This window comes from Pseudomonas sp. No.21, from assembly GCF_054558415.1.
On sequence record NZ_BAAJNO010000011.1, the window covers coordinates 185,547 to 199,651 of the forward strand.

General features: G+C 67.5%; 12 protein-coding genes. 11 read left to right on the plus strand and 1 reads right to left on the minus strand.

Annotated elements, in window-relative coordinates; genetic code table 11:
- Positions 1-88 precede the first annotated feature (88 nt).
- The 11 genes from ACYJSS_RS23110 (at position 89) to ACYJSS_RS23160 (ending at position 11,919) form a co-directional block, all read left to right on the plus strand.
- The gene (locus ACYJSS_RS23110) at positions 89-3,001 is read left to right on the plus strand and encodes a FimV/HubP family polar landmark protein (protein ID WP_111259428.1); all 2,913 of its coding nucleotides are present in this window, start codon (positions 89-91) and stop codon (positions 2,999-3,001) included.
- A 3-nt stretch (positions 3,002-3,004) separates the two neighbouring features.
- Positions 3,005-3,865 (plus strand): tRNA pseudouridine(38-40) synthase TruA, encoded by an 861-nt coding sequence (gene truA / locus ACYJSS_RS23115; RefSeq protein WP_111259427.1) that lies wholly within the window; start codon positions 3,005-3,007, stop codon positions 3,863-3,865.
- A 57-nt stretch (positions 3,866-3,922) separates the two neighbouring features.
- The gene (locus ACYJSS_RS23120) at positions 3,923-4,546 is read left to right on the plus strand and encodes a phosphoribosylanthranilate isomerase (protein ID WP_111259426.1); all 624 of its coding nucleotides are present in this window, start codon (positions 3,923-3,925) and stop codon (positions 4,544-4,546) included.
- Positions 4,540-4,812, plus strand: a complete 273-nt coding sequence (locus ACYJSS_RS23125; RefSeq protein ID WP_146602973.1) for a hypothetical protein — start codon at positions 4,540-4,542, stop codon at positions 4,810-4,812. Before ACYJSS_RS23120 ends, ACYJSS_RS23125 begins: the two co-directional genes overlap by 7 nt.
- A 36-nt stretch (positions 4,813-4,848) precedes the next feature.
- Entirely contained in the window at positions 4,849-5,721 is an 873-nt protein-coding gene (gene accD, locus ACYJSS_RS23130; protein ID WP_111259424.1) for an acetyl-CoA carboxylase, carboxyltransferase subunit beta, read from the plus strand.
- Positions 5,718-6,995: a bifunctional tetrahydrofolate synthase/dihydrofolate synthase gene (gene folC, locus ACYJSS_RS23135; protein WP_111259423.1), complete on the plus strand. Its 1,278-nt coding sequence runs from the start codon at positions 5,718-5,720 to the stop codon at positions 6,993-6,995. Before accD ends, folC begins: the two co-directional genes overlap by 4 nt.
- Before the next feature lie 6 nt (positions 6,996-7,001).
- Positions 7,002-7,649 (plus strand): SPOR domain-containing protein, encoded by a 648-nt coding sequence (locus ACYJSS_RS23140; protein ID WP_111259422.1) that lies wholly within the window; start codon positions 7,002-7,004, stop codon positions 7,647-7,649.
- A 95-nt stretch (positions 7,650-7,744) separates the two neighbouring features.
- The gene (locus ACYJSS_RS23145; RefSeq protein WP_111259421.1) at positions 7,745-8,257 is read left to right on the plus strand and encodes a CvpA family protein; all 513 of its coding nucleotides are present in this window, start codon (positions 7,745-7,747) and stop codon (positions 8,255-8,257) included.
- A 91-nt stretch (positions 8,258-8,348) separates the two neighbouring features.
- Positions 8,349-9,854: an amidophosphoribosyltransferase gene (gene purF / locus ACYJSS_RS23150; protein WP_111259420.1), complete on the plus strand. Its 1,506-nt coding sequence runs from the start codon at positions 8,349-8,351 to the stop codon at positions 9,852-9,854.
- Between the two features lie 77 nt (positions 9,855-9,931).
- Positions 9,932-11,143, plus strand: coding sequence for an O-succinylhomoserine sulfhydrylase (locus ACYJSS_RS23155; protein ID WP_111259419.1), 1,212 nt, complete (start codon positions 9,932-9,934; stop codon positions 11,141-11,143).
- An 11-nt stretch (positions 11,144-11,154) separates the two neighbouring features.
- On the plus strand, positions 11,155-11,919 hold the full coding sequence (locus ACYJSS_RS23160; protein WP_111259418.1) for an SDR family oxidoreductase: 765 nt from the start codon (positions 11,155-11,157) through the stop codon (positions 11,917-11,919).
- Positions 11,920-12,144: 225 nt separating this feature from the next.
- Here the strand turns inward: ACYJSS_RS23160 and gspD are convergent, their stop codons facing one another.
- Complete coding sequence (gene gspD, locus ACYJSS_RS23165) at positions 12,145-14,103, minus strand: type II secretion system secretin GspD (RefSeq protein ID WP_111259417.1); 1,959 nt, start codon at positions 14,101-14,103, stop codon at positions 12,145-12,147.
- Positions 14,104-14,105 lie beyond the last annotated feature (2 nt).

Consider the following 14,105-nt stretch of genomic DNA (forward strand, 5'->3'; position numbering starts at 1 on the left):
GACGGGGAACCGCTATGGCGTGTTGTGGCAGCGATCAAAATACTCTCTCGTTCGGCCGAGAAAAAAAGATAAAACAAGGGATTACGCTATGATTCGGGTTCGCAAACTGGTGCTGGCAATTGCGGCTGCTTCGGCGCTGACCTCCGGCATGGCACATGCTCTGGGGCTCGGGGAAGTGACCCTGAAGTCCGCCTTGAATCAGCCGCTGGTGGCTGAGATCGAGTTGCTCGAGGTCCGCGACCTGGCTTCCAACGAAGTCGTTCCGAACCTGGCTACGGCCGAGGAGTTCAGCAAGGCGGGTGTCGATCGCCAGTACTTCCTGACCGATCTGAAGTTCACGCCAGTGCTCAAGCCCAACGGCAAGAGCGTGATCCGCGTTACTTCCAACAAGCCGGTGCGCGAGCCCTACCTCAATTTCCTGGTAGAAGTGCTGTGGCCCAATGGCCGCCTGCTGCGCGAATACACCCTGCTGCTGGACCCGCCGACCTATTCCCCCGAAACCACCGCCGCCGTCGTGCCGAGCATGCCCATCGCCGCCCCGGCCCAGGCCCCGCGTCCGGCCGCTGCCGCCCCGCGTCCGAGTGCCAGCCCGGCCGCCCAGGCTCCGCGTGCTTCCGCTCCGGTGGCGTCGACCGCTTCCACCACCAAGGCGGGCGCCGAGGAATACAAGACCACCGGTAGCGACACCCTCTGGGAAATCGCCCAGCGCAATCGCTCCAGCGGCTCCGTACACCAGGCCATGCTGGCCATCCAGGACCTGAACCCGGATGCCTTCGTCGGCGGCAACATCAACCGCATGAAGAGCGGCCAGGTGCTGCGCATGCCGACCGATGCGCAGATCGCCAGCCGTTCGCAATCCGAAGCCATCGCCCAGGTCGCCGCTCAGAACGCCGCCTGGCGTGACGGCAGCGCGGTTGCGGGCAGTGCCGGTCAGCGCCAGCTGGACGCCACCAAGCGCGCCACTGCCGGTGCCGCTCCTGCCAAGACCGAAAGCAAGGACAGCCTGCGCCTGCTCTCCGCCGACAGTGGCAAGGCCACCGCTGGCAGCGAGAAAGGGGCCGGCAACGGCAACAACAAGGCCCTGTCCGAGAAGCTGGCGGTCACCCAGGAAAGCCTGGACACCACCCGTCGCGAGAATGACGAGCTCAAGGGCCGGATGAGCGACCTGCAGAGCCAGCTGGACAAGCTGCAACGCCTCATCCAGCTGAAGGACGACCAACTGGCCAAGCTGCAGGGCGACCTGGCGAAGAAACCCGAAGCAGCGGCCCCGGCGACTCCGGCCACGCCGACCCCGGCAGCGCCAGCCGCTTCCGCCACCCCGGCGGCTCCGGCTGCCGAACAACCCGCAGTGGTGCCGGCTACTCCGGCACCCGACGCGACCCAGGCCACTCCCCCGGCCGGGCAGGCACCGGACTACAACTACAACGAGGAGCCGGCTGCACCCGATGCAGCCGCCCAGTCCCAGAACCAGCAGCCGGCCAGTGAGCCGGCTGATGCCGTTGAAAAACCTGCCGCTCCGGCCGAAGCCGCCAAGCCGGTCGAGCCGGCGCCGGTTGCTGCCGCGCCCGCTCCGGTCGAGCCGGAAGCCGAGCAGCCTGGTTTCATCGACGACCTGATGGGCAATCCGATGCTGCTGGGTATCGCCGGTGGCGGCGCGCTGCTGGCGCTGCTGGTCGCCCTGATGATCCTGTCCCGTCGCAATGCGATGAAGGAAGCCGAGCTGCAGAACAGCCTGGCGGCCCAGGATGACGACACCCACTTCGACAACGACCTGGACATCCAGGACAACGCCTTCGCCGGTCTCGAGAACGAGCCCGCCGTAGCGGCCGCTGCGCCCGCCCAGGCCGAAGAGCGCGTCACCGCCCAGACCGGCGACGCCATCAGCGAAGCCGACATCTATATCGCCTACGGTCGTTTCAACCAGGCCGCCGAGCTGCTGCAGAACGCCATCAATGACGAGCCGCACCGCGCCGACCTGCGCCTGAAGCTGATGGAGGTCTACGCCGAACTGGGTGACCGCGACGGCTTCGCCCGCCAGGAGAGCGAGCTGCGTGAGATCGGCGGTGCCTACGCCGAAGTCGATCAGCTCAAGGCCAAGTACCCGGCCATGGCGCTTGCCGCCGCTGCGGGCCTGGGCTTCGCCGCCAGCTCTGCCGCTGCGGACGACCTGGACAGCTTCAGCCTCGACGACCTGACCCTGGACGAGCCTGCCGCTCCCGCTGCCCAGGCGCCCGCCGCTGCGGAGTCGGATCTGGACGACGCCTTCGACCTGAGCCTCGACGAACTGGAAGCCGACCTCGATCGCGACCTGCAGGCGTCCGCCGGCAACGACGCGCTGGCCGGCCTGGACGATCTCGACCTGAGCCTCGACGAACCCGCCGCTCCGGCTGCGAGCCTCGACGACGAACTGGGCTTCGACCTGGAGCTGGATAGCAAGCCGCTGGCGGAAGAGCCGCTGGACCTGGGCGACGATCTCGCCGACTTCAGCCTGGATCTCGAATCCGACACCAAGTCGACCGTTGCCGAGGAAGACGACTTCCTCCTCAGCCTCGACGACGAGCTGGGCCTGGGTGGGGCCGAACCTGCCGCCGAGCCGGCCAAGGAAGAAGCCGCCTCCGCCTTCGAACTGCCGTCCGACTTCGACCTGTCGATGCCCGAGGACGAGCCAGCCGCCGAAGTGGACGCGCCGCTTTCCGACAGCTTCGCCGCCAAGCTGGATGAAGTGACCGCCGAGCTCGACCAGCTCGCCGAGAGCCTCGACCAGCCGCCGGCAGAAAGCGCGCCGGCCAGCACCGCCGCTCCGGCGCTGGACCTGGATGGCGAAGACGACTTCGACTTCCTCTCCGGAACCGACGAAACCGCCACCAAGCTCGATCTGGCCCGCGCCTACATCGACATGGGTGACACCGAAGGCGCCCGCGACATCCTCGACGAAGTGATGGCCGAGGGCAGTGAGAACCAGCAACAGGAAGCGCGCGAGCTCATCGCCCGTATCAGCTGATCAATGACCCAAGCAGTACCCACAACGGCAGCCGACTCGGCTGCCGTTGGCATTTACAGAATCGCCCTCGGCGTCGAGTACAAGGGCTCCCGCTATCGCGGCTTCCAGCGCCAGCGCGCCGGGGTTCCATCGGTCCAGGAGTGCCTGGAGAAGGCCCTGTCGAAGGTGGCCGGCGGCGCGCCGGTGACGCTCAGCTGTGCCGGCCGCACCGATGCGCTGGTGCATGCCAGCGGCCAGGTGGTGCATTTCGACACGCCGGTCCAGCGCTCCATGCATGCATGGGTCATGGGGGCGAACATGAACCTGCCGGGCGACATCAGCGTGGCCTGGGCCCAGGAGATGCCGCGGCATTTCGATGCCCGCTTCAGCGCCATGGCGCGGCGTTACCGCTACGTCATCTACAACGACCAGATCCGCCCGGCGCACATGGCCGAGGAGGTCACCTGGAACCATCGGCCGCTGGATGTCGAGCGCATGCGCGAGGCCGCCGCCCACCTGGTGGGCACCCATGACTTCAGCGCCTTCCGTGCCCGCCAGTGCCAGGCCAAGTCGCCGATCAAGACGGTGCACCACCTGCGCCTGAGCGAGCATGGGCGCTTCATCGTCCTGGACATCCGCGCCAACGCCTTCCTCCACCACATGGTGCGCAACTTCGCCGGGGTGCTGATGACCATCGGTGCCGGCGAGCGGCCACCGGAGTGGGCCCGCGAAGTGCTGGAAAGTCGCGTCCGGCGTACCGGCGGCGTCACCGCCCATCCTTATGGGTTGTACCTGGTGGAAGTGGAATACCCCGAGGAGTTCCAGCTGCCCAAGCGCTACATCGGGCCGCATTTCCTTTCCTGGCTGCCGGAAAACCCGGGCTGACGCTCCGCCGAGCCTTTGCTACCATCCAGCATCTTTTACCCACCCGGTGTCAGCAACTTGCCAGCCGTTCGCATCAAAATCTGTGGCATCACCCGCGTCGAGGACGCCCTGGCGGCGGCTGCGGCCGGTGCCGATGCCATCGGCATGGTGTTCTATCCCGCCAGCCCGCGCGCGGTCACGGCCGAGCAGGCCCGGGCGATAGTCGCGGCGCTGCCGCCCTTCGTCACCAGTGTCGGCCTGTTCGTCGACATGCCCGCCGCCGAGCTGGCGGCCATCCTGGATGTGGTCCCCCTCGACCTGCTGCAGTTCCATGGTGACGAGACCCCGGATGCCTGCTCGGGCCATGGCCGTCCCTATATCAAGGCGCTGCGGGTCCGGCCCGGCGATGACGTGGCCGCCCGCGTGCGCGAGTTCCCCGGCGCCTCGGGCGTGCTGCTGGACACCTATGTACCCGGCATCCCTGGCGGTACGGGCGAGGCGTTCGACTGGAACCTCGTCCCGGCCGAGCTGGACAAACCCGTGATACTCGCAGGCGGCCTCACCCCGGAGAACGTCGGGCTGGCCGTTGCACAGGTCAGGCCGTATGCCGTGGATGTCAGCGGTGGCGTGGAGGCGAGCAGGGGCATCAAGGACCATGACAAGGTGCGGGCCTTCATCGATGCGGCAAGAGCGGCATGCTGAACCCGTCGCCTGCATATGTGACGGCGCCGCTCGCGCTGCCGTCCATAACCCAGTTGCCCGGGCACGCGCGTATGCGCGCGCTGTCGGAACGGGCCGATTTTGCTTTTCGCGACGGTGCCATGCCGGCCTCCGTCGCCCAGATGGCCGGGGCTTTCCCGGCGACGCCGAGCGGGGCAGGGCGCACCATCGCCATCCCGCGGGTGCCGCCAACCCCGTCCGCAATCGTGAATTCGCTCAAGAACATGCGCAGGGCTCCGGGCCGCTAGCGCGTGTTCGGGCCTGAAGCTATGGAGAACGAGAGCATGAGCAACTGGCTGGTAGACAAGCTGATCCCTTCGATCATGCGTTCCGAGGTGAAGAAGAGCTCGGTTCCTGAAGGCCTCTGGCACAAGTGCCCGTCCTGCGAGGCTGTGCTGTACAAGCCCGAGCTCGAGAAGACCCTCGACGTCTGTCCCAAGTGCAACCACCACATGCGCATTGATGCGCGCACCCGCCTGGACATCTTCCTCGACGCCGAGGGCCGCGAGGAGCTGGGTGCCGAGCTGGAACCGGTGGACCGCCTCAAGTTCCGCGACAGCAAGAAGTACAAGGACCGCATCACCGCTGCCCAGAAGGACACCGGCGAGAAGGACGCGCTGATCGCCATGAGCGGCAGCCTGGAAGGCATGCCCATCGTGGCGTGTGCCTTCGAGTTCTCCTTCATGGGGGGCTCCATGGGGGCTGTGGTCGGCGAGCGTTTCGTCCGCGCCGCCAACGTCTCCCTGGAGAAGCGCTGCCCGCTGGTATGCTTCTCCGCCTCGGGCGGCGCGCGCATGCAGGAAGCGTTGATCTCCCTGATGCAGATGGCCAAGACCTCCGCGGTACTGGCGCGCCTGCGCGAAGAAGGCATTCCCTTCATCTCCGTGCTCACCGACCCCGTCTATGGCGGTGTTTCCGCGAGCCTGGCGATGCTCGGTGACGTGATCGTCGCCGAACCCAAGGCGCTGATCGGCTTCGCCGGCCCCCGCGTGATCGAGCAGACCGTACGCGAGAAGCTGCCCGAAGGCTTCCAGCGCAGCGAGTTCCTGCTGGAGCACGGCGCCATCGACATGATCATTCCCCGTCAGGAACTGCGCGCCCGCCTATCGCGGCTGCTGGCGCAGTTCATGCGTCTACCCTCACCGGCCACCGCATGACCCAACGAACCCTCGCCGACTGGCTCGCCTACCTCGAGCAACTCCACCCCACAGCCATCGACATGGGGCTGGACCGCAGCCGCCAGGTCGCCCAGCGACTCGGCCTGCACAGGCCGGCGCCGCTGGTGGTCACGGTTACCGGGACCAACGGCAAGGGTTCCACCTGCGCCTTCCTCGCTTCCTTGCTGAGGGCGCAGGGCCTCAAGGTCGGGGTCTACAGCTCCCCGCACCTGCTCACCTACAACGAGCGCGTACAGATCGATGGCCTCGACGCCAGCGACGCTGCGCTCTGCGAGGCCTTCGCCGCCGTGGAGGCTGCGCGTGGCGATATCTCCCTGACCTATTTCGAGATGGGCACCCTGGCGGCCTTCTGGCTGTTCGAACGCAGCGGGCTCGACGCCGCGGTGCTCGAAGTCGGCCTCGGTGGACGCCTGGATGCGGTCAACCTGGTCGATGCCGACCTGGCGCTGGTCACCAGCATCGGCATCGACCATGCCGACTGGCTCGGCGACACCCGTGAAAGCGTCGCCTTCGAGAAGGCCGGCATCTTCCGTGCCGGCAAGCCCGCCCTCTGCGGCGACCTCGATCCCCCTGCACCGCTCATCGAGCAGGCCGCGACCCTGGGCGCTCCCTTCATCCTGCGCGGGCGTGACTACGACCTGGCGGTGGGCGAGGGCGCCTGGAATTGGCGGGGCGTCGACCAGAAGGGCCAGCTGCGCCACCTGCACGACCTGCCGCTGCTCGACCTGCCCCTGGAGAATGCCGCGCTGGCCCTGCAGGCCTACTCGCTGCTGGGCCAGGCCTGGGACGAGGCCGCCATCACCCGGGCGCTGCAGGCCACCCGGGTCACCGGCCGGCTGGATCGCCGCTCGCTGAAATGGCGTGGCAAGTCACTCACGCTGCTGCTGGATGTTGGGCATAATCCCCACGCTGCCGGCTACCTGGCCGAGCGCCTGCGCGCCCGCCCGGTCGCGGGTCGCCGCCTCGCGGTGTTCGGCCTGCTGGCCGACAAGGACCTGCCCGGCGTGCTCGCGCCGCTCAAGAACGTACTGCCCGACTGGGCGGTGACCACCCTGCCGTCGACGCGCAGCCGACCCGCCGCCGAATTGCAGGCCGCGTTGCTCGCCCTGGGCGTCACGGCCAGCAGCCATGCGGATGTGGCTGCGGCGCTGGATGCGCAGTGCGAGAAGGCCGGGGAGGGGGATGAAATCCTGGTGTTCGGATCTTTCTATTGCGTGGCCGAGGCGCTGGCCTGGCTCGCGCATCAGGCTTAAGGGGGAGTGGCTGTGCTGGACAAGGGACTCAAGCAACGCATCGTCGGTGCCCTGGTGCTGCTGGCGCTGGCGGTGATCTTCCTGCCGATGCTGTTCACCCGCGAGGACGAGCTGCGCCAGGTGCGCATCGACGCCCCGGCCATGCCGCAGACCCCGGAGATGCCGCCGGTGGAGATGGAAGCCGTGCCGGTTCCCGAGCCGCAGGTGCTGCCTGAAGAGCCCGTCCCGCCGCTGGATGGCTCCGGCCAGGCCAGTGCCCTGCCCGTCGCCCCTGCCGAGCAGCCCGGCACGCCCGTGCAACCGGCCCAGCCCCAGGCCCCCGCGCAACCCCAGGCCCAGCCGCAGCAGGCCCAGGCCGTGCCGCCGGCTGCCACGCCGCCCAAGGCGGAAGAAAAGCGCCTGGACCCGAACGGCCTGCCGGTCAGCTGGTCGATCCAGCTCGCCAGCCTGTCCAACCGGGCCAGCGCCGAGAAGCTCCAGCAGACCTTGCGCAACCAGGGCTACAACGCCTATATCCGCAGCGCGGACGGCATGAACCGGGTGTTCGTCGGCCCGGTCATCGAGCGCGCGGAGGCCGACCGGCTGCGTGACTCCCTGAGCCGCCAACAGAAGCTCAACGGCTTCATCGTTCGCTTCCAGCCCGAAAAAGGCTGATTCGCTCGCTCTATCAGAGCAATCTGATCCGCGGGTTACCGGAGTGACGGGGCTCTGCTAAAATGCAGCGCCTTTTCTGTTCGTGAGCTGCATACGTGGCATTCACCTGGGTCGATTGGTCGATCATCGCCATCATCGCCATTTCCAGTCTGATCAGTCTGAAGCGCGGCTTCGTCAAGGAAGCGCTTTCACTGCTCACTTGGATCATCGCCGGCATAGTCGCCTGGATGTTCGGCGGGGCCTTGTCACAGCACCTCACCGAGTTCATCGAAATGCCGTCGGCGCGCGTGATCGCGGCCTGCGCCATTCTCTTCATCGCCACCCTGCTCGTGGGGGCGTTGGTCAATTTCCTGATCGGTGAGCTGATCAGGGTCACCGGCATGGACGGCACCGACCGCTTCCTCGGCATGGTCTTCGGCGCGGCGCGCGGGGCTTTGCTGGTGGTGGTGCTGGTCGGCCTGCTGAGCCTGGCGCCGGTGCAAGAGGATCCTTGGTGGCAGCAGTCCACGCTGCTGCCGCATTTTCTCATGGTCGCCGACTGGTCGAAGAACCTGATTCTGGGCTTCACCAGCCAGTGGCTTGCCGGCAGCGTCAGCGCACCAAGCTGAGCCGCCAAACAACGGTCGGCGAGCGGGGCACCAACTGCCCGGCCCGTCGCCCGGTATTAGCCTGAACTACTAGCAGCAGGGGTTGCACCGCATGTGTGGCATCGTCGGTATCGTCGGTAAGTCGAACGTCAATCAGGCGCTGTATGACGCGCTCACCGTTCTCCAGCATCGCGGCCAGGACGCTGCCGGCATCGTGACCAGCCATGACGGCCGGTTGTTCCTGCGCAAGGACAACGGCCTGGTCCGCGATGTCTTCCAGCAGCGGCACATGCAGCGCCTGGTCGGCCACATGGGCATCGGCCACGTGCGCTACCCGACCGCGGGCAGCTCCAGCTCCGCCGAGGCGCAGCCGTTCTACGTCAACTCGCCCTACGGCATCACCCTGGCGCACAACGGCAACCTGACCAACGTCGAGCAGTTGGCCAAGGAGATCTACGAATCCGACCTGCGCCACGTGAACACCAATTCCGACTCGGAAGTGCTGCTCAACGTGTTCGCCCACGAGCTGGCACATCGCGGCAAGCTGCAGCCCACCGAGGAGGACGTGTTCGCCGCCGTCTCCGGCGTGCATGACCGCTGCCTGGGCGGCTACGCCGTGGTGGCGATGATCACCGGCTACGGCATCGTCGGCTTCCGCGACCCCAACGCCATCCGCCCGATCGTCTTCGGTCAGCGTCACACCGACGAAGGTGTGGAATACATGATCGCCTCCGAGAGCGTCTCCCTCGACGTGCTCGGCTTCACCCTGATCCGCGACCTCGCGCCGGGCGAAGCGGTGTACATCACCGAAGACGGCAAGCTCTACACCCGCCAGTGCGCCAAGGCGCCGAGGCTCGCCCCGTGCATCTTCGAACACGTCTACCTGGCGCGCCCGGACTCCATCATGGACGGCGTCTCGGTCTACAAGGCGCGCCTGCGCATGGGCGAGAAGCTGGCCGAGAAGATCCAGCGCGAGCGCCCGGACCACGACATCGACGTGGTCATCCCGATCCCCGATACCAGCCGCACCGCGGCCCTCGAGCTGGCCAACCACCTGGGCGTGAAATTCCGCGAAGGTTTCGTCAAGAACCGCTATATCGGCCGCACCTTCATCATGCCGGGCCAGGCTGCGCGCAAGAAATCGGTGCGCCAGAAGCTCAACGCCATCGAACTGGAGTTCCGCGGCAAGAACGTGATGCTGGTGGACGACTCCATCGTCCGTGGCACCACCTGCAAGCAGATCATCCAGATGGCCCGCGAAGCCGGCGCCAAGAACGTCTACTTCTGCTCGGCCGCCCCGGCGGTGCGCTACCCCAACGTCTACGGCATCGACATGCCCAGTGCCCACGAGCTGATCGCCCACAACCGCTCCACCGAGGAAGTGGCCGAACTGATCGGCGCCGACTGGCTGATCTACCAGGACCTGCCGGACCTGATCGAGGCGGTCGGTGGCGGCAAGGTGAAGATCGACCAGTTCGACTGCGCGGTGTTCGACGGCAAGTACATCACCGGTGATGTCGACGAGCACTACCTGAACAAGATCGAGCAGGCGCGCAACGACGCCAGCAAGAACAAGGTCAACGTGGTCAGCGCGATCATCGACCTGTACAACAATTGAGCGGCCGCCACTGAGCCGCACGTTGCAAGCCAGCAGCCCGGACCCGATCCGGGCTGCGTTTCTGATGAGGTAGCGATATGACGCAGGAATGGGAAGCCGGGCGGCTGGACAGTGACCTCGAAGGCGCAGCCTTCGACACCCTGGCGGTGCGTGCGGGGCAGCACCGCACCCCCGAGGGCGAGCACGGCGAGGCGATGTTCCTCACCTCCAGCTACGTGTTCCGTACCGCCGCCGACGCCGCCGCGCGATTCGCCGGCGAGGTGCCGGGCAACGTCTACTCGCGCTACACCAACCCCACCGTGCGTGCCTTCGAAGAGCGCATCGCCGCCCTTGAAGGCGCCGAGCAGGCCGTGGCCACCGCCTCGGGCATGTCGGCGATCCTCTCCATCGTCATGAGCCAGTGCAGCGCGGGCGACCATGTGCTGGTCTCGCGCAGCGTGTTCGGCTCGACCATCAGCCTGTTCGAGAAGTACCTCAAGCGCTTCGGCGTCGAGGTCGACTACCCGCCGCTGGCCGACCTGGCCGGCTGGGAAGCGGCCTTCAAGCCCAACACCCGGCTGCTGTTCGTCGAATCGCCGTCCAACCCCCTGGCCGAGCTGGTGGACATCGCCGCCCTGGCCGAGATCGCCCACGCCCGTGGCGCGCTGCTGGCGGTGGACAACTGCTTCTGCACCCCCGCGCTGCAGCAGCCGCTGAAGCTCGGCGCCGACATCGTCATGCATTCGGCCACCAAGTACATCGATGGCCAGGGCCGCAGCATGGGTGGCGTGGTCGCCGGCCGCAAGGCGCAGATGGAAGGCGTGGTCGGCTTCCTGCGTACCGCCGGCCCGACCCTCAGCCCGTTCAACGCCTGGATCTTCCTCAAGGGCCTGGAAACCCTGCGCGTGCGCATGCAGGCCCACTGCGCCAGTGCCCTGGAGCTGGCCCGCTGGCTGGAACAGCAGCCGGGCATCGAGCGCGTGTACTACGCCGGCCTGGAAAGCCACCCGCAGCACGAACTGGCCAAGCGTCAGCAGAGCGCCTTCGGTGCCGTGGTCAGCTTCGAGGTGGCCGGTGGCAAGGAAGCGGCGTGGCGTTTCATCGACGCCACCCGGGTGATCTCCATCACCACCAACCTGGGTGATACCAAGACCACCATCGCCCACCCGGCCACCACCTCCCACGGTCGCCTGTCGCCGCAGGAGCGTGCCAACGCCGGCATCGGTGACAACCTGATCCGCGTCGCCGTGGGCCTGGAAGACATCGCCGACCTCAAGGCCGACCTCGCGCGTGGCCTCGCCGCGTTGTGATCGAGTGGTCCATGGAGTCGTTGCCCGCCCATAACGGCAAGGTCGCGCTGGTCACCGGCGCGGCCCGTGGTATCGGCCTGGGCATCGCCGCCTGGCTGATCGCCGAGGGCTGGCAGGTGGTGCTGGCGGACATCGACCGTGCCCGGGGCAGCAAGGTGGCCAAGGCACTGGGCGGCAATGCCTGGTTCGTCGGCATGGACGTGGCCCATGAAAGCCAGGTCGCCGTGGGCGTCGCCGAAGTGCTCGGCCAGTTCGGCCGGCTCGATGCGCTGGTGTGCAACGCCGGCGTCGCCGAGGCCCATGGCGCGCCGCTGGAAAGCCTCGAGCTGATGCAGTGGAACCGCACCCTGTCGGTCAACCTCACCGGCCCGATGCTGCTGGCCAAGCACTGCGCGCCCTACCTGCGCGGCCACCGGGGCGCCATCGTCACCATCGCCTCGACCCGCGCCCATCAATCCGAACGCGACACCGAAGCCTACGCCGCGAGCAAGGGCGGCCTGGTGGCGCTGACCCACGCGCTGGCCATCAGCCTGGGGCCGGACATCCGCGTCAACGTGGTCAGCCCCGGTTGGATCGACTCCCGCGACCGCGCCGCTCGTGAAGAGGCGCCGCTGTCGGAATGGGATCACGACCAGCACCCGGCGGGCCGCGTCGGTACGGTGGAAGACGTCGCCGCCCTGGTCGCCTGGCTGCTTTCGGACAACAGCGGCTTCGTCACCGGCCAGGAGTTCCTGGTCGACGGCGGCATGACCCGCAAGATGATCTACCTGGACTGATCCCGATCTTCCCGGGGCTCTCGTGCGCGGGCGTCGGGTTTCACCCGACCTACCAGCCGGGCACATCGCTCTGGCAGATGCAGGGTGGAGGTCGCTCTTTACCTCCACCGTGCGGAGCCCCCGGTACGCACCGTTCCCGATCGTTCCACAGGCTTCCGGCACAAACAAAAAACGGGTGGCAGTGCCTTCGCACTGCCACCCGTTGGTTTTCCAGGGGCTCGGGTATCAGGGCGCCGGGCTTTCCGGCGGGCGCACGTCGATGGCCGGGGTGCCCTGGCCGCCGTCGAACAGCTGCACCGGGCTGCGCGGCAGGATGCTCGGGCGGTTCTCCCTGTCGCTCTGGTCGCCCAGCACGCGGATGTCGCTGTACTTCTTGCCCGAGAGCGCGGCGAGGCCGGCGCGGTCGCGGACCACGGTCGGGCGCAGGAAGACCATCAGGTTGCGCTTCACGTGGCTGTCCTTGGTGGAGCGGAACAGGCGGCCGAGCAGGGGGATGTCGCCCAGCAGCGGTACCTTGGAGTCGGTGGTGGTGACGTCGTCCTGGATCAGGCCGCCGAGCACGATCACCTGGCCGTCCTCGGCGAGGATGGTGCTCTTGATCGAGCGCTTGTTGGTGATCAGGTCCACCGCCTGGGCGGTGAGGGTGGCGCTGGGAGCGATGGAGGAAATCTCCTGCTCGATCTCCAGGCGCAGGGTGGCGCCCTCGTTGATGTGTGGGGTGACCTTGAGGGTCACGCCGATGTCCTTGCGCTCGATGGTGGTGAAGGGATTGTTGGCCCCGGCCGCATCGGTGGTGTAGGAGCCGGTCTGGAAGGGTACGTTCTGGCCGACGAGGATTTCCGCCTTCTGGTTGTCCAGGGTCAGCAGGCTCGGCGTGGACAGCAGGTTGCTCTTGCTGTTGGCCGAGAGTGCGGTGACCAGGGCGGCGAAGTGGTCGGTGCCGATGCCGATGATGGCGCCGTCGGGCAGGGTGGTCGGCAGCTTCTCGTCCTTGATGGCGTTGAGCACGGTGCCCACCGAGAGGCCGGTGTTGCCGAAGTTGACCCCGCCCAGGCCGCCGGTCTTGCCGCGGGCGTCGACGGCCCACTGCACGCCGAGGGCGTCGGTGATGTCGCCGGAGATTTCCACGATGGCGGCTTCCACCATCACCTGGGCGCGCGGCACGTCGAGCTGGCGGACGATGTCCTCCAGCGCGTTGACCGTGTCCGGTTCGGCCAGCAGGACCAGGGCGTTGAGGCTCTCGTCGGCACGGATGAGGATGTTCTGCGGCTTGCCCTGTTGCTCGCCGCCGCCTTCCGGGGTCTTCAGGCCCTCGGAAATCTCGCCCAGGGTGGTGGCCAGGGCCTTGGCGTCGTTGTGGCGCAGGCGGATGACGCGGGTATTGGCCGAGCGCGAGGTCGGGGTGTCGAGGGATTGCGCCAGTGCCACCAGCTTGGCGCGTGCCGAAGGCGGGCCGACGATGATCAGGCGGTTGGTGCGCGCGTCGGCGATCACCTGGGCGGCGTTGGTGCCCTTGGCCTGGCCGCGGCTGACCGCGCTGTTGAGCACCTCGGCGGCGTCCATCACCCAGGCGTTCTGCAGGTTGAGCACGGTGTAGTCGCGGTCGCCCTTCTGGTCGAGCTGGCTCATCAGGCTTTCGATCCGCGCGATGTTGGCGCTGCGGTCGCTGATGATCAGGGCATTGGACGAGGTCACGGCGGCGAGGTGGCCGTATTGCGGCACCAGCGGGCGGATCAGCGGGATCAGCTCGGTCACCGGCGTGTGCTGCACTTGGATCACCCGGGTTTCCAGCTTGTCCGGCGCGGCCGGCCCGCCCTCGGCTTCGGACTTGGCCTCGGCGTTGGGGATGATGCGTGCCTGGTCGCCCTGGGTGACCACGGTGAAGCCATGGGTGGCCATCACCGAGAGGAACAGCTGGTAGACCTCGGAGAGGCTCAGCGGCGCCTTGGACACCACGCTGACCTGGCCCTTGACCCGGGGGTCGACGATGAAGGTCTCGCCGGTGATGTCGGCCACCTGGTCGACGAACTCGCGAATGTCGGCGTCCTTGAGGTTGATCGTCCAGCCATCCTGCTGGCTGCTTTCGGCCTGGGGTTGCGGGGTTGCCGCCAGCAGGGGCAGCGGCGCGGTAGCGAGGCCGGCGGCCAGCAGGGCGATACTCAGGCGCGAGAGGAGTGTGGGCATTG

Coding starts and splice junctions, on each gene's coding strand:
- ACYJSS_RS23110 (WP_111259428.1), top strand. CDS start 89: ATGATTCGGGTTCGCAAACTGGTGCTGGCAATTGCGGCTGCTTCGGCG.
- truA (WP_111259427.1), top strand. CDS start 3,005: ATGACCCAAGCAGTACCCACAACGGCAGCCGACTCGGCTGCCGTTGGC.
- ACYJSS_RS23125 (WP_146602973.1), top strand. CDS start 4,540: ATGCTGAACCCGTCGCCTGCATATGTGACGGCGCCGCTCGCGCTGCCG.
- accD (WP_111259424.1), top strand. CDS start 4,849: ATGAGCAACTGGCTGGTAGACAAGCTGATCCCTTCGATCATGCGTTCC.
- folC (WP_111259423.1), top strand. CDS start 5,718: ATGACCCAACGAACCCTCGCCGACTGGCTCGCCTACCTCGAGCAACTC.
- purF (WP_111259420.1), top strand. CDS start 8,349: ATGTGTGGCATCGTCGGTATCGTCGGTAAGTCGAACGTCAATCAGGCG.
- ACYJSS_RS23155 (WP_111259419.1), top strand. CDS start 9,932: ATGACGCAGGAATGGGAAGCCGGGCGGCTGGACAGTGACCTCGAAGGC.
- ACYJSS_RS23160 (WP_111259418.1), top strand. CDS start 11,155: ATGGAGTCGTTGCCCGCCCATAACGGCAAGGTCGCGCTGGTCACCGGC.
- gspD (WP_111259417.1), bottom strand. CDS start 14,103: ATGCCCACACTCCTCTCGCGCCTGAGTATCGCCCTGCTGGCCGCCGGC.